The organism is Microbacterium wangyouchuni, assembly GCF_054072595.1.
The window spans coordinates 1-15,493 of the sequence record NZ_JBSVRM010000002.1 but is presented as its reverse complement, the minus strand read 5'-3'; the positions used below and the strand labels follow the sequence as shown (position 1 = coordinate 15,493).

Sequence of the window (15,493 nt, the reverse complement as noted above, 5' to 3'; positions counted from 1 at the left end):
TCGCGGCTCCTGCGGTTGTTACCACCCCCGTTCCGGTCGCAATTGGTGCTGCTCTGAAGCCGCCGTTTTAACAGCATCAATTGCGACCGGAGCGGGATCGAGTGCCCTCGTGAAAGCGGTTTCTCCGATAGTCTTCGTGCATGCCCCGCGTCAGCACAGACCGCCCGCACAAGCACGCCCGCGTCAGCACAGACCGCCCGCACAAGCACGCCCGCGTCAGCGCGATCCTCGATGCGCACGGCGCCGATGAGCTGCTGCTGACCACGCCGGAGAATCTCGCATGGTACTTCGACGGAGCCCGCGTGCAGGTGCCTTTCGGGGGCGCAGCCGTGTGCTCGGCCCTCATCCACCGCGACGGAACGGCGGTTGTCACCGCACTGGAGAACGAGGCGGACCGGCTCGCCACAGAAGAGATCGCTGGCGCCGAGTTCCGCAGCATCCCGTGGTTCGCCTCCCTCACCGAAGCAGCCCCGGACACGCTTGTCGACACGGCCGTCGCCGATGAGCTGCGCGCTGCGCGCGCGGCACTGCTGCCCCAGGAGCGCCAGCGATACGCAGCACTGGGCGCCGACTCGGCCGCCGTAGTGTCCGCGGTCCTGCGCCATGCCCGTCCAGATATGACCGAGCATGCTCTCGCCGCCGAGCTCGGCCGTGCCGTGCTGTCTATCGGCGCGACACCGAACGTCATCCTCGTCGCCGGCTCGTCACGCGGAGGCGTCCAGCATCCGCTACCCACCGATGCGGTGCTCGGCGATCGGTTCCTCGCGGTCGTCACGGCGGTCCGTCACGGCCTGCACGCCAGTTTCAGTCGCTGGGTGCGCTTCCGCGGCAGCGAAACGACCGATGAACGGGCCCTCCGCCTCGTCGAGGCAGATATCTTCGCCGCAACCCGGCCGGACCGCGCACTGAGCGAAATACTCAGCGATATCGGCTCCGCCTACGTCCGCCACGGCTTCGGCAACGAGGGCTCCCCCGCCTGGCGCGCACACCACCAGGGCGGCCCCACCGGCTACGTCGGCCGTGATCCCAAGGCTTCGCCGACCAGCACCCAGCGGGTGGTCGCCGGTGGAGCATTCGCGTGGAACCCCTGGGTTCCGGGCGCGAAGCTCGAAGACACCGTGATCGCAGACCATACCGGCGTCACCACACTCACCACCGATCCCCTGTGGCCGACGGTGAACGTCAACGGCCTGGCCCGCCCCGACACATTGGACCTGTCATGACTTCAGACAACAGCGTGCGCCTCAACGAGATTCAGATCCGCGATCCTTTCGTGCTCCTCGACGAGAGCACCGGCCGATACTGGCTGTTCGGCAGCACCGACCAGAACATCTGGGACGGTCCCGCGACCGGCTTCGACACCTATCACAGTGACGATCTGCAGACCTGGCACGGACCGATCCCCGCCTTCCGCCCGGCCGCCGACTTCTGGTCGCACACCCAGTACTGGGCGCCCGAAGTGCACGCCTATGACAACGCCTTCTACCTTTTCGCGACGTTCACCGCGGAGGGGCATCGCCGCGGTACCCAGATCCTGCGTGCCGATCGGCCGGAGGGACCGTACGAGCCCTGGTCCGACGGCCCGCTCACACCCCGCGCCTGGGAGTGCCTCGACGGCACGTTGCACGTCGAGGATGGCATCCCCTACCTTGTGTTCTGCCACGAGTGGAAGGACGTCGGCGACGGTGAGATCCACGCAATAGAGCTCGCCGCAGACCTTCGCAGCACGATCGGCGAGCCTCGACTGCTGTTTCGGGCATCCGAAGCGCCGTGGGCACGCAGCATCCCGCGTCCTGAGTTTGCAGAGGTGTTCGTCACCGACGGTCCTTCGATGCACCGAACGGCGGATGGCCGGCTGCTGATGGTGTGGTCAAGCTTCGGAGATTCCGGCTATGCGATGGGCGTAGCCACATCAGCTTCCGGTGGGATCGCCGGCCCGTGGATCCAATCTGAAGCACCGCTGTGGCCGGCTGACGGCGGGCATGGGATGGTCTTCACCACCACCGAGGGGACGCTGCTGCTCACACTGCACAGCCCGAACCGCACGCCCGATGAGCGCGCGCACTTCTTCGAGTTGCAGGAGACTCCGGCGGGGCTGCAGCTCAGAACACCGGCGGGATGAATTCGACGGCCGCGCGATCGGCTTCGTGCTGATCGACGATCGTGACCCTCTCATTCGGCGCGATCGTCATAGCCAGCTCCGCACCGGCAAGCACGAGCACCCCGGCCACGGGCTGGGCGGCCAGTCCGACGACGGCGACGACCTCACCCGCCGCATCCGTCTCAACGCGCCACCCGCGCGGGAACGAGAACTCCGGCTGTCCGTCGCGGTACACCTGAACCAGTTCGTCATCCGCGACCAGCTCCCACGCGACCGAACCCACGGTTCGGGCGTGACCGATCGCCTCCGCGGCCGTTCCGCGCTCCAGCCGCGTCGGGGCGAGACCGGAGAACCACAGCGTGCCATCCGCGCGCTCGAGCACGCCGCTGTGCCGCTCGAGTGCGTCCAAGAACCACAGGATCGAGGGCGAGTACACCTCGGTGAACCCGGCATCTCCCGACCACGGGTCCATGCACTGCGGGAACCGGTCTGCTGCGGCGAGCGCGGCAAGCAGGGGCTGTGCGGTCAGCGCCAGCTCTGCGACGTGGCCGTGGCGTTCAAAGGCTTCCGGTGCGCGCAGTTGCGCAAGCATGTTCACCGGCCCGCCCCAGGAATTGCGTGAGGCGTCATGATCGAACCGCGGATCGTCCATCGCGATCGTCGTGAACCCGTAGTGCGCGAGGAACTTCCGGGTGTTCATCAGGTACTGCCTGAGTGCGTCGGCGAAGAACGGCTCATCCCCCACCTCACAGGCCAGCACTCGCAACAGCACGTCCGACGCGATCCGCACGGGCGTTCCTGACCGGTCCCGGTCGTAGAACAGCCCGTCGTCTTCATCGAAGCACTGCGCCCAGAGCGCATCGAGAGAGGCCACGGCCCGTTCTCGCCATGGTGCACCGTCCTCGCCCAACTCGTCGGCGATCGCCCCGAGGTAGACCCGCTGACATGCCACGTTCGCCGTCAGATCGGGTGCGATGTACGGCACGGCGGTGGCGGCGGGGTCGACGTATCGGGCATCCGCACCAAATGCGCGATCCGGCGCGAACCAGAACCGGGGCGAGAGATCATGCCCGGTGTCGAAGGCGCAGAATGCTTCGACCGCCCCCGTCTCGGCGGTGTCGCGATAGCGCGCGAGCCAGGCGTCGTAGCGGGCCATCGCGGCGTACATCACCTGCAGGAACTGCCGATCGCCGGTGCGCTGATAGTGCCGCCAGACGACCCGCGCCAAAGGTGTGACGATCTGAATCTGACTGAACCCGGGCCCTGCCGGAGTCACCTTGTACGGGATCATCCCGTCGACGCGCTGATGCGCGGCGAACTGCAGCAGCGTGTCTGTGCCGATGCCGGGTGCGAAGCGATCGAGGACCTCGACATTGATCGTTCCGGTGCTCTCCAGCCAGCATCCGTCATAGACGCCGCCTTCGTTCAGCACGGGCGGGCCATCGATGGAGCGGATGCACCGGTCAAGCTCGGCGAGCGCATCATGCCAGCGCTGCTCGAGCGGTCCCCCGACCGCGACGAAGCGGACCCCGGATGCTTCGAGCTCGGCGCCCAGCGGCGAGCCATCAAGTCCGGCACGCGGGATCGGCTTCGCCGCCCGCAGACGCTCCAGCGCCTCGGCACGAACGGTCGCAGTCATCTTCTGTCTCCCTCAGACGCCAGTGGGGCGCCGGCACCGACGGCGCCCACGCCCCACTGTTCGTGAATTACTGCAGAGCTGCGCCGAGCTCATCGATCCAACGCTGCGCGGCCTCCTCAGGTGTCGCACGCTCGAAGAGAACCTCCGACTCCATGCGCTGGGAGAGCTCGTTGAGAATCGACCCACCGGCAGGCTGCGGCGGAGCCACAACGCCTTCCTCCAGCACGACATTCACATAGTCTGCCGCGACCTGGCCGGGCCCGCTCAGCAGCGGGGAAACCACCGCGAGCGTGTCTGGGTTGAAGGGCACGCCTCGCGTGTCAAGGATGAGCTCGGCTGCCGCAGGCTCATTGAGGAACCAGTTCATGAGCAGGGCCGCGGCCTCGGGGTGAGCGCTGGCCGCGTTGATCGACCAGAACGCGGAGGGCAGCAGTGCCACACCGGAAATGTCGGTTGAGGTCGGTGGCAAGACCATCTGAACGTTCTCGCCGGCACCGGCGTACACGCCCATCAGGTTGCTGTAGCCGAAGGTGACTGCCGCTTGGCCGAGTGTGAACGGCTGCTGGTCCGGCGGCAGCGCCCAGTTCGCCGTGACGACGGATGGGTCTGGCAGTGCACCGCCTTCGAGTAGCTGCTTCTCGATCTCGTACCAGCTGGCGATGTCGTCGACGTCTACACCGAGCTGACCATCCCAGTCGTAGATGCCCACCTCGCTGAGCTGTCCGGCATATGTGCCCATGATGTCCTGCACGCGCAGATCGATGCCGTGGACAGGCTTTCCGTCCGCCGTGGTGAGACCGGCGCTACCGATCTCGTTCGTGACTGCGACCAGGTCATCCCACGTCCAGCCATCCGCTGGCACATCGACGCCAGCCTGGGCAAAGATGTCGGCGTTGATGAAGGCCGCTGTCGCGTTACCGCCGGTGGGCAGGCCATAGAGCTGGTCATCGACGAGGGCGCTGGTGAGCGAGAAGTCCGGATACTTGCTCGCGTCGAGCTGCTCAGAAACCGTCGACAGGTCCAGCAGCGCACCCAGCGCACCGTATTCCTGGGGCTTTGCCCCACCCAGAGCGAACACGTCCGGGGCCGTGTCGCCACCGGCAGCGAAGTCGGTCGCAAGACGATTGAACAGGTCATCGGGAGAGCCGACCGGCGTCTCGACCACAGTGATGTTCGGGTACTCGTCCTCGAACAGGTCGATGACTTCGCCGAACAGTGTCGCCCGGTTGTCATCTCCCCACCAGGAGATCTCCAGTTCGATTTCCTCTTCGGGATCGAACTCACCGCCGCCGTCTGCGGTTCCTGTTCCTGCGGAGCAGCTGGTCAAGACCAGCGCGCTGGCCACCATCGCGGAGCCGACGGCTATGCGAGAGCGTGTCGTACGCATCATTGCGCCTCTTTCGGGTTGGGGCCGCTGCCATGGCGGCCGAACGTCTGTCGGGTTTTTGGAGCGGATTTTCGCTTCGATGAACTCGGAGGAGAAACCGCTTTCTCGAGTGAAGCTAGCATCCACCGAGAGGGGTGTCAATCGATTCTGCGGAGTGGACAACAAATCGTTGCATCACTCCAGCGCGGCCGTCATCTCATCGACGAACGAGTCCGCGGCCTGCGCCGGCGTGAGCCTGCCGAACAGCACCTCAGCATCGAGTCTTTCGGACGTCGCCTTGAGCACAGAGCCACCCGGTGGCGTCGCAGGAGCAGGGTCTGCGCCCGCCTCCGTGACGTGCTGCACGTACGCTGCGGCCACCTTTGAGGACGGGTCCAACAGCGGTGTGATCGCCTCGAGCACGTCCGAGTTGAAGGGCAGACCCCGGTCGGCCAGGATGACTTCCCCCGCCTGGGTCGAGTTCACGAGGTAATCGATGAGCAGTGCCGCAGCCTCCGGATGCTCGCTCGTCGCCGCAACCCCGTAGTACTGCGATGCTTGGAGTGCAGAACCAGGGCTTTGGAACTCCGACTCCCCAGGAGGACTCAGCAGCACGAGGTCGTCACCGGAGGCATCCGCGTAGGTGCCGATCAGGTTGCTGAAGGCAAACGTCATTCCCGCCCGTCCCTGTCCCATCAGCGTCTCGGCGGGGCCGAGCGTGTACAGCTCTTGCGTCAGATCGGCTGGCGGCATCCCGCCACTATTGAGCAGCTCGAGCACAGTTTCCCAGTAGTCCTCGAGCGTGGAGGCGTCCGGTCCGAGCGTGCCATCGTCGGTGTACATCGGTGTGCCGCGCTGAGTGACGTACACACCGAGCGTGTCATTGATGCGATCTTCCATGCCGTACACACCGTCCGCTGTCCCGGCGGTGATGGCAGCCGCGATCTCAACGAACTCTGACCACGTCCAGTCATCGCCGTCTGGCAGGTCAACGCCGGCCTCAGCGAACACTCGGGGATTCACGACCACCCCGATCGCGTTGCCTCCGGTCGGGAGACCGTACGTAACGCCGTCGACTTGCGCCCCGGCGAGAGTCTGCGGCGCGAACGCCTCAGTCGAGAGCACGCCCGCGACATCATCGAGCGGAAGCAGCGCCCCACGATTTGCATACTCCAGGGTGTACGGGCTCGCGAGCGTGATCACGTCTGGCATGTTCCCACCAGCGGCATCCGTTGACAGCCGATCCCAGTCCTCCGAGAGTTCTACGCCATGCGTTCCCCATCACACTCTTCCCTTCATCGCGAAGCTCGGCGGCGACACCGATCGGTGAAACCGCTTTCTCCGCGAGAAGCTAGCATCGCCACGAACCGGCGTCAAGAGGCCGGCGGGAAGCTCAGGGTGCCATTCCCGAAGAGTCACGCACCTCGACGCGCGGCTGGAACACGACGTTCTGCCCCGGGCTCCCACCCTCGATGAGGTCGTGCATCCGCCCCCAGGCGAGCACGCCCAGATCGGCGTGAGACACCGACGCCGTCGTCAACGCGGGGGCGAGGTACTGCGCCAGCGGAATGTCGTCGAAGCCGGTCACCGAAATATCTTCAGGCACGCTCAGACCGAGCGTTCGCAGCCCACCAATCAGCCCGATCGCGACGAGATCGTTGAACGCCAGCGCAGCGGTGGCTCGACTGTCATGCACAGCGACGGCCGCCTCGCGACCGTCATCCGAGCTCGCACCGGCGGGGATCCGCGCGATGGTCACATCGGGGTGAGCACGCTGGAAATCGTCGAGCCCCAGCTCGCGGCGGGCGTTCGAGGCGCTGAGCTCTGGACCGAAAACATACGCGAAGGAGCGGTGCCCGAGCCCGTAGAGGTGCTGGGCAAGGTCAGCGATCCCGGCACGGTAATCGATTGACAGCGAAGGAGCAGAAACCCCCGAAACAGAACGGTTGATCAACACCAGCGGATGCAACTGCGCGGCCAGCGCTGTGAGCTCAGCCTCGGGCATCCGTGGCGCGCACAGCACGATCGCGTCCGTGCGCCGTCTGATCTCGAGCGCGAGCGCCGCTTCATCTTCAGGAGACTCGGCAGAGTCTGCCACCAGCACCCGATAGCCATCCAGCGCCGCCGTCTTGCTCAACCCGGCCAGCACCGACTGAAAAGCCGGGTTTGCAAGGTCAGGGACGACGAAAGCGACCGCGTGCGTCCGCCCGAGGGCGAGGCTTCGAGCCAGCGGACTCGGCGCATAGGCCAAGTCGCTCGCCGCCTGGCGAACCCGATCGGCAACACTGCTGTCACCGGCGAACCGGCCATTCATCACCCGAGAAACCGTGGCTGGAGAAACGCCGGCATGGCGCGCCACATCGGCGATCGTGACACTTCCACGCTGAGCGGTCATCGATTCCTCTTCCGTCCCGATCCGGCTTCGGACAGTGCCACTGTACTGTCTCGGCTTGACGAATCGACGTGGACACGTCAATAATCAGAACACTCGTGAAACCGCTTTCTCGAAGGTGAGCCCGTCGGCTGCCATCGACAGGCACGGATCAGACAAGGAGGTCACGTGAGCAGTCTCGGAGAACTACGCACGATAACGCGTTCACGTCGCGCCACGGGGGCGCGCGTCAAAGAGAAATACCCGGATGGCAAGGCGGCATGGGTCTTCATGCTGCCCTGGCTGATCGGCATGCTGTGCCTGACCATCGGTCCGATCGTTGCGTCACTGTACCTGTCGTTCACCGACTACAACCTGCTGCAGCCGCCCATCTGGTCAGGCCTGAACAACATCGTCGAGATGTTCAACGACCCGCGCTTCTGGAACTCGTTCCGCGTGACCGTCGTCTACGTCTTCGTCAGCGTTCCCCTGCTGCTCGCACTCGCACTGGGGCTGGCCGTTCTGCTCGATAAGGGCCTGCGAGGCCTGTCGTTCTACCGCTCGATCTTCTACCTTCCCTCGCTGCTGGGCGGCTCCGTCGCGGTCGCAATCCTGTGGCGTCAGGTGTTCGGCAAGGACGGCATCGTCAACGGGTTCCTCGCCTGGTTCGGCATCGACGGTCCCGGCTGGATCGGCCACCCCGACTTTGCTCTCGGCACGCTGATCGTGCTGAACATCTGGACGTTCGGCTCCCCCATGGTGATCTTCCTCGCCGGGCTCCGCCAGATTCCGGAGATGTACTACGAGGCGGCGTCGATGGACGGTGCCGGCAGAATCCGCCAGTTCTTCGCCATCACGTTCCCGCTGCTGACCCCGGTGATCTTCTTCAACCTGGTGTTGCAGATCATCTTCTCCTTCCAGTCCTTCACACAGGCCTATGTCGTCTCCGGCGGCACCGGTGGGCCGAGTGATTCGACGATGTTCTTCACGCTTCTGCTGTACAAGGAAGCCTTCACCGAGCTCAACATGGGATACGCCTCGGCGATGTCCTGGTTCCTGCTCGTGGTGATCGCCGCCTTCACAGCGTTCAACTTCTGGCTCTCGAAGTATTGGGTGTTCTATGACGACTGAAACCGAGACCCTGCTGCGCCCGCCCTCTTCGTCGCGCCGGCGACGCGAGACGGCAGGCCGACGCCGCGCCGGCGGCCGCTCACTTCGCGCGCTCGGCAAGCACGCGATGCTCATCATCATCTCGGTGGTGATGCTCTACCCGCTGATCTGGCTGGTGGTGTCGAGCCTCAAACCCAATGACCAAATCTTCCGTGATCTGAGCATCTTCACCGCCGATCTGACGTTCGAGAACTACCAGAACGGCTGGACCGACCTCCAGCATCCATTCGGGGTATTCCTGATCAACTCTTCGATCATCGCCTTCGGCGCGATCCTGGGAAACCTGCTGTCCTGCTCGATGGCCGCCTACGCCTTCGCGAGACTGCGCTTCCGCGGCCGAAACTTCGCCTTTGTGCTGATGCTCGGCTCGATCATGCTCCCGTTCCAGGTGCTGCTGGTGCCCCAGTTCGTGATCTTCAAAGAGCTCGGCTGGCTGAATACGTTCCTTCCGCTGATCGCGCCGAAGTTTCTGGCGACCGAGGCCTTCTTCATCTTCTTGATGGTGCAGTTCATCCGCGGACTTCCCAAGGAGCTGTTCGAAGCTGCCCGTGTCGACGGCGCCGGCCACTTCCGCAGCTATTTCCAGATCACGCTTCCCCTGATCGTGCCCTCGTTGGCGACCACCGCCATCTTCACGTTCATCTGGACGTGGGGCGACTTCTTCGGTCCGCTGATCTATGTGCGACTGCCAGAGCTATTCCCGGCTTCGCTCGCCCTGAAGGGCTTCCTCGATGCCCAATCAAGCTCGGACTACGGCTCGATGTTCGCCATGAGTGTCGTCTCACTGATCCCCCTGTTCCTCATCTTCCTGTTCGGCCAGCGGTTCCTCATCAAGGGCGCCGCGACCTCAGGCATCAAGTGATCGAAAGGATCAGAAGATGACCCGCCTCCGCTATGCGCTCGTCGGCTCCGGCTCACGCGCGCAGATGTACCTCGACGCGCTCGCAACCACACACGCGGACGTCGCCGAGCTCGTCGCTTGGACCGACACGAACCCCGGACGCCAGGACTGGTCGCTGGCGCAGCATCCGGAATTGGGCGCACCAGCGCGCTTTGCGCCGGATGCTCTCGCCGATGCCGTCCGCGAGCATCGCATCGACCGGGTGATCATCAGCTCCCCCGATTTCACGCACGCGGATCACATCGTGACAGCGCTGGATGCCGGTGCCGATGTCGTGGTTGAGAAGCCGCTCACGATCGATGAAGCGGGCGTGCGGCGTATCGCCGAGGCCGCAGAGCGGACAGGTCGTGAGGTGACAATCACCTTCAACTACCGCTATTCACCGCGCAACAGCGCACTGAAGGAGCTGATCGATTCCGGTGAGATCGGGGCGGTCACCAGCGTGCACTTCGAGTGGGTGCTGGACACCGCGCACGGCGCCGACTACTTCCGGCGCTGGCACCGCGACAAGGACCGCTCCGGCGGGCTTCTGATCCACAAGGCCAGCCACCACTTCGACCTGGTGAACTGGTGGATCAACGACACCCCCACGCGCGTGTTCGCCTCCGGCGGGCTACGGTTCTACGGCGCCGAGAACGCCCAGAAACGCGGGCTGGGTCCGCGTCCTGAGCGAGGGACGACCGATTCGCCATTGCGCGATCAGTTCAGCCTCGACCTGCGCACGGACCCCACGTGGAGCGGGCTCTACCTCGAGCAAGAGCAGCACGACGGCTACCTGCGCGATCGCGACGTCTTCGACGCCGGCATCACCATCGAGGACAACCTCTCACTCGTCGTCGACTACGCCGGCGGCAGCACGATGTCGTACTCCCTGAACGCCCACGCCCCCTGGGAGGGGTACACGGTCGCCGTCAATGGAACCCGTGGCCGTGCGGAGCTGACCGTCATCGAACGCGGCTCCGTGCTCGTCGACGAGCAGGGCCGCACCGTCGTTGACCCGAGTGCACGTCCCGACCTCGTGCGCGACGATTCGGCGCGCCCGGTATCGGAACGGCTCGTCGTGCAGCGGCACTTCGAGACCGCTCGCGAAGTGCCTATCGCGGAGGCCGAGGGCGGACACGGTGGTGGCGATGCGATGCTGCTGCGCGATGTGTTCCTCGGCGCGCAGCCGGACCCGCTCGGACGCACCGCGGATTGGACTGACGGGGTACGCAGCATGGTCGTGGGTCTTGCCGGTAATCGGTCCCTCGCTGACGAGCGCGCTGTGCGCATCAGCGACCTGGAACTGGGCAGCGCCGGTGCCGCTGCCGCAGGCATCCAAGAATGAACTTGGCCATGAATACGGAGCCGCATCCCGGCCTGCATCCTGGCGCGCGCGTGCTCGTCACCGGCGGCGCCGGACGACTCGGCCGCAGCGTTGTCCGCGAACTCGCCGCAGCGGGGTACGACGTGGTGAGCGTCGACCGCACGCGCAGTGATGCGCTGGAGACGCCCCAGGTCGCCATCGATCTGCTGGACGCGGTGGCCACGCACGATACGTTCGTCGAGATCGCGCCGGATGCTGTGGTGCATCTTGCCGCGATCGCCGTTCCCGGCTCACTCCCGGACGCAGAGGTGTTCCAGATCAACACGCGCCTCGCCTGGAACGTGCTGGAAGCGACGATCGCCGCCCAGGCGAAGGCGCTGCTGGTCGCATCGAGTCCGACCGTGATCGGCTACGGATCCCCCGAGGGCTGGCGTCCGTCGTACCTTCCGCTCGACGAGGATCATCCGCTCGCCCCCTGGAACGGCTATGCCGTATCGAAGGTGGCCATCGAGCAGATCGTACAGATGGCGGTGCGCCGCTACGGCCGCAGTGTCCGCTTCGGCGTGTTCCGACCGTGCTATGTAATCGCCCCCGAGGAATGGCAGGGCGAGCGCACCCAGCAGGGCCACACCGTCGCCGAGCGACTGGCTGACCCGGAGCTGTCGGCCGTCGCCCTGTTCAACTACGTGGATGCCCGAGACGCCGGTGACTTCGTGGGCGCCTGGTTGCAGCACACCGACGGGGTGCCCAACGGGGAGGTGTTCTTCGTGACCGCTTCGGATGCCCTCGTGCAGAACCCGACAGCGCCATCGCTGGCGCAGTTAATTCCGGAGACAGCGGATGCCGCAGCATCCGTCTCCGGACGCGCCGGAGTCTTCTCCGGAGCCCGCGCAAAGCAGCTGCTCGGCTGGACCGCCCGCCGCACGTGGCGAAGCGAACTCCGCCAACCCGAACTATCCACGCCGCAATCTCTCCCCGACGACCAGGAGGCCTCTCATGTCTGAGCTGACCATTCCCGACCGCGTTCTTTTCTTCCCCGTCACCGCGTTCGACGACGCCGATCGAGTGGATGCCGATCTCGTCGAGCAGCATGTTTCCGAGCGGGTCGACCACATGCCCGGTGCGGTGTTCTCCGCGTGCGGGACGGGCGAATTCCACGCCCTCTCCGCATCTGAATATGCCCTTACGGTCGCGGCGGCCGTCCGAGGTGCTGCCGGCCGGGTTCCGGTGCTCGCCGGCAGTGGTGGTGCCCTCGGCCATGCCCTGGAGTGCGCGCGCAGCGCGCAGGAGGCCGGCGCTGAGGGGCTGCTCGTCATGCCGCCGTACCTCGTGCAGGGTCCACAGGCAGGACTGGTCGCCTACGTCGAGCGGATCGCCGCGGAAACCGACCTGCCGCTGATCGTCTACCACCGCGGTGCGGCGCAGTTCACTCCGGCATCCATCACCACCCTGCTGGGCAATGACCGGGTGATCGGCGTCAAGGATGGCGTCGGGGATCTGGCGCTCGCGCAGCGCTTCGTGCGCGATGCCGCATCCCTGGCCGATGAGCCGCTGTTCTTCAACGGACTGCTGACCGCGGAGATGACGCAGGCCGCCTACAGCGCGATCGGCGTTCCGCTGTACTCGTCTGCCGTATTCGCGATGGCACCTGATATCTCGGTCGCCTTCTTCCAGGCCCTGCGCGGCGATGATCTTCAGATGCAGCAGGCGCTGCTCGACGGGTTCTTCGCCCCGCTGATCGAACTGCGCGATGAGACGCCGGGCTTTGCGGTGGCGCTGGTCAAGGCCGGGGTCCGGTTGGGCGGTCTGCCGGTGGGATCGGTACGCGCTCCGCTCGTTGATCCGACGGCGGAGCAGGTCGGCCGGCTCGAGCGCCTACTCGAAACTGGGCGTGAGTTGATCGCATGATCGGCGGCGACACCACTGTCGAACGTGTCGAGACGCGTTCGCTACGCATCGCGTTGCAGCGACCGTGGGGATCAGACGTCACCCAGATCCGAGTGATCGTCGTCACGGTGCACACCATCGACGGGCGGACCGGTCACGGGTTCTCGTGGACTCCCTCCATCGGCAGCAGTGCGGTTCGCGCCATGATCGACGACGACCTCGCCCCGTTCCTTATCGGACGGCCCGCGTCACCTGCGGTGTGGGATCAGGCGTGGGCGCATCTGCATGAAGCGGGTGGTGGCGGAATCACCACGATCGCGCTGGCCGGGGTCGACCTTGCGCTGTGGGATCTGCAGGCTCGGAGCAGTGGATGCTCCGTCACCACGCTGCTCGGACGCCGGCATGACCGGCTCGCCGCGTACGGCAGCGGCGTGAATCTGCACTACCCGATCGACGAGCTCGTCGCCCAGGTGCGGCGCTGGGTTGACCGCGGCTATTCGGCGGTGAAGATCAAGGTCGGAAAGCCCGACCTTGCGGAAGACCTCGAGCGCGTAGCGGCAGTGCGCGAGGTACTCGGCCCCCAGCGCCAGTTGTTCGTCGATGCGAACCAGCGTTGGGATCTCGACAGCGCCAGTCGCGCGATCGTCGCCTTGCAGGCCCATGACATCGGCTGGATCGAAGAGCCCCTGCGCGCAGACGACCTCGCCGCGCACATCGAGCTACGCAAGCGAATCGACGTGCCCATCGCTGTCGGCGAGAATCTACACACCGTGCACCGGTTCCGTGATTTTCTGGATGCCGGTGTCGTGGACATCGCGCAGCCGAACATCATCCGCGTCGGAGGCATCACCCCGTTCCTGCGCATCGCTGAGCTCGTGCGCGAATACGATGCCCAGCTCGCTCCGCACCTGCTGCCGGAGCTGTCGGCACAGGTCGCGTTCACGCTCCCCGAGACGTGCTGGATCGAGGATGTCGAGGATGCCGGCTTCGCCGACCTCGGCGTCCTCACGGCTCCGAGCGGGATTCAGGTGCACGACGGGTGGGCCACGGGGGAAGCATCCGTCGGCCTGGGAATGAACTTCAAGAGATAGGGCGATCACGATGATGACGAATCCGCAGAACTTGACCGACGACACCACCCTCGACGAGGTGCAGCACGCCGCGGAAGCCGCGGCGAGCGCCTTCGCTGTCATGTCACGCTCTGACGAGCCGACCCGTGCCACATGGCTGCGGGCGATCGCGGACCGGCTCGATGCTGAAGCGGATGAACTCACGGCGATTGCGAACGAGGAAACGGCGCTCGGGCTCCCCCGTCTCACCGGAGAGTTCGCCCGCACCACCGCACAGCTGCGGCTGTTCGCGTCGGTCGTGGAAGAGGGGTCCTATCTCGAAGCGGCAATCGATCATCCGAATCCGACGGCGACGCCGCCCATTCCGGATCTCCGCCGAATCCTGCGCCCCATCGGGCCGGTCGCTGTGTTCGCAGCATCCAACTTCCCGTTTGCGTTCTCCGTCGCCGGCGGCGACACGGCATCGAGCCTCGCTGTCGGATGCCCGGTTCTCTTAAAAGCGCATCCGGGGCATCCGCGCACATCCGTCGCCACCGCGGCGGCCGTCGCCGATGCGCTCGCCACAGCGGGAGCACCTGCCGGGGCGTTCTCGCTGATCACCGGCTTCGATGCCGGTCTTGCACTCGCCAGTCACCCGGCCGTGCGCGCCGTCGCCTTCACTGGATCAGTGCGCGGCGGTCGTGCTCTGCTCGATCACGTGACCGCCCGGCCGGAGCCAATCCCGTTCTACGGTGAGCTCGGAGCGGTGAACCCGGTCGTCATCACCGCTGCGGCGGCCGCGGCCCGCAGCGATGAACTGGCAGCAGGGCTCGCTGATTCCTTCCAACTGGGAGTCGGGCAGTTCTGCACGAAACCCGGGCTGGTCTTCGTGCCGGCCGAGTCTTCCCTCCCCCAGCAGCTCGCGGAACTCCTGCGCGCACAGCCGCGCATGCTCACCCCCACGATTGCTGAGGGCTTCGCCCACCGGCTAAGCAGCGTCAGCGCTGTGCCCGGCGTGGACATCATCGCGTCGGACGCCAGCGGGCCGACCGTCGCGGTGACGGATGCGGCGACCCTTCTCGGGCACGCAGATCAACTGCTGGAAGAGGTCTTCGGCCCGTTCACCCTGCTGGTGCGCATCGACGAGAGTGATGACCTCACCGCGGTGCTGCGCGCATTGCCGGGAACACTTACGGCAACTGTGCATCACGAACCCGCCGAAGACGTCGAGGAGCTCGTCTCTGCACTGAGCGATATCGCCGGGCGAGTGCTGTTCAACGGCTGGCCCACCGGAGTGGCAGTGAGCTGGGCGCAGCACCACGGCGGGCCCTGGCCCTCGACGAACACTCAGTTCACGTCGGTCGGCGCAGCCGCGGTTCGTCGTTTTCAGCGACCGATCGTGTTCCAGAACGCTCCGGAGCAGGTACTGCCCCGTGCCCTGCACGAGCAGAATCCGCTGCGCATCCCCCGGCGCGTCGACGGTGTGCTCACGGTTCCCGACCCGGTGTAACTCGCGTTGGCCTCATCCACCCGCGGTGCTGCCTGACCGCACTCCCGACACTGACCCCCACCCTGCGCCCCAACCACGCGCCCCCACCCTGTTCCGGTCGCAATTGGTGCTGCTCTGAAGCCGGCAATGTCAAATGGTGGGAGCAACGCCGGGGGTTTAAGCGGCGAGTAGCAGCTCGTTCAGCCGGTTGGCT

Annotated in this window: 12 protein-coding genes and 1 pseudogene; 9 read left to right on the top strand and 4 right to left on the bottom strand. The window is 65.7% G+C overall.

From position 1 onward, the window contains the following. The first annotated feature begins 140 nt into the window (after positions 1-140). Positions 141-1,223: a M24 family metallopeptidase gene (locus ACW5CM_RS02785; RefSeq protein ID WP_457124124.1), complete on the top strand. Its 1,083-nt coding sequence runs from the start codon at positions 141-143 to the stop codon at positions 1,221-1,223. Continuing rightward, a complete protein-coding gene (locus ACW5CM_RS02780; RefSeq protein ID WP_457124123.1) occupies positions 1,220-2,122 on the top strand; it encodes a glycoside hydrolase family 43 protein in 903 nt (300 codons plus the stop codon). The genes ACW5CM_RS02785 and ACW5CM_RS02780 overlap by 4 nt, the downstream gene beginning before the upstream one ends. Here the strand turns inward: ACW5CM_RS02780 and ACW5CM_RS02775 are convergent. The 4 genes and pseudogenes from ACW5CM_RS02775 to ACW5CM_RS02760 form a co-directional block, all read right to left on the bottom strand. After that, the gene (locus ACW5CM_RS02775) at positions 2,103-3,740 is read right to left on the bottom strand and encodes an MGH1-like glycoside hydrolase domain-containing protein (protein WP_457124122.1); all 1,638 of its coding nucleotides are present in this window, start codon (positions 3,738-3,740) and stop codon (positions 2,103-2,105) included. The genes ACW5CM_RS02780 and ACW5CM_RS02775 overlap by 20 nt on opposite strands. A 67-nt stretch (positions 3,741-3,807) precedes the next feature. Next, positions 3,808-5,127 (bottom strand): ABC transporter substrate-binding protein, encoded by a 1,320-nt coding sequence (locus ACW5CM_RS02770; RefSeq protein ID WP_457124121.1) that lies wholly within the window; start codon positions 5,125-5,127, stop codon positions 3,808-3,810. A 174-nt stretch (positions 5,128-5,301) separates the two neighbouring features. Beyond that, a pseudogene (locus tag ACW5CM_RS02765) lies at positions 5,302-6,351 on the bottom strand (ABC transporter substrate-binding protein); the annotation flags it as partial. A gap of 148 nt (positions 6,352-6,499) precedes the next feature. Further along, positions 6,500-7,501 (bottom strand): LacI family DNA-binding transcriptional regulator, encoded by a 1,002-nt coding sequence (locus ACW5CM_RS02760; RefSeq protein ID WP_457124120.1) that lies wholly within the window; start codon positions 7,499-7,501, stop codon positions 6,500-6,502. 165 nt (positions 7,502-7,666) lie between these two features. Between ACW5CM_RS02760 and ACW5CM_RS02755 the strand changes: the two genes are divergently transcribed. Genes ACW5CM_RS02755 through ACW5CM_RS02725 form a run of 7 tightly spaced genes read left to right on the top strand, consistent with a single transcriptional unit; the run spans position 7,667 to position 15,300 of the window. After that, the gene (locus ACW5CM_RS02755) at positions 7,667-8,608 is read left to right on the top strand and encodes a carbohydrate ABC transporter permease (RefSeq protein ID WP_438253223.1); all 942 of its coding nucleotides are present in this window, start codon (positions 7,667-7,669) and stop codon (positions 8,606-8,608) included. Next, the gene (locus ACW5CM_RS02750; protein WP_438253222.1) at positions 8,598-9,509 is read left to right on the top strand and encodes a carbohydrate ABC transporter permease; all 912 of its coding nucleotides are present in this window, start codon (positions 8,598-8,600) and stop codon (positions 9,507-9,509) included. Before ACW5CM_RS02755 ends, ACW5CM_RS02750 begins: the two co-directional genes overlap by 11 nt. Before the next feature lie 16 nt (positions 9,510-9,525). Further along, positions 9,526-10,875, top strand: a complete 1,350-nt coding sequence (locus ACW5CM_RS02745) for a Gfo/Idh/MocA family protein (protein ID WP_457124119.1) — start codon at positions 9,526-9,528, stop codon at positions 10,873-10,875. Positions 10,876-10,883: 8 nt separating this feature from the next. Continuing rightward, positions 10,884-11,858 carry an NAD-dependent epimerase/dehydratase family protein gene (locus tag ACW5CM_RS02740; RefSeq protein WP_457124352.1) on the top strand — a complete coding sequence of 325 codons (975 nt, stop codon included), beginning with the start codon at positions 10,884-10,886 and terminating at the stop codon, positions 11,856-11,858. Beyond that, on the top strand, positions 11,851-12,762 hold the full coding sequence (locus tag ACW5CM_RS02735; RefSeq protein ID WP_457124118.1) for a 5-dehydro-4-deoxyglucarate dehydratase: 912 nt from the start codon (positions 11,851-11,853) through the stop codon (positions 12,760-12,762). Before ACW5CM_RS02740 ends, ACW5CM_RS02735 begins: the two co-directional genes overlap by 8 nt. Next, on the top strand, positions 12,759-13,832 hold the full coding sequence (locus ACW5CM_RS02730; protein ID WP_457124117.1) for a mandelate racemase/muconate lactonizing enzyme family protein: 1,074 nt from the start codon (positions 12,759-12,761) through the stop codon (positions 13,830-13,832). The genes ACW5CM_RS02735 and ACW5CM_RS02730 overlap by 4 nt, the downstream gene beginning before the upstream one ends. 13 nt (positions 13,833-13,845) lie before the next feature. Beyond that, a complete protein-coding gene (locus tag ACW5CM_RS02725) occupies positions 13,846-15,300 on the top strand; it encodes an aldehyde dehydrogenase (NADP(+)) (RefSeq protein WP_457124351.1) in 1,455 nt (484 codons plus the stop codon). Positions 15,301-15,493: the final 193 nt, after the last annotated feature.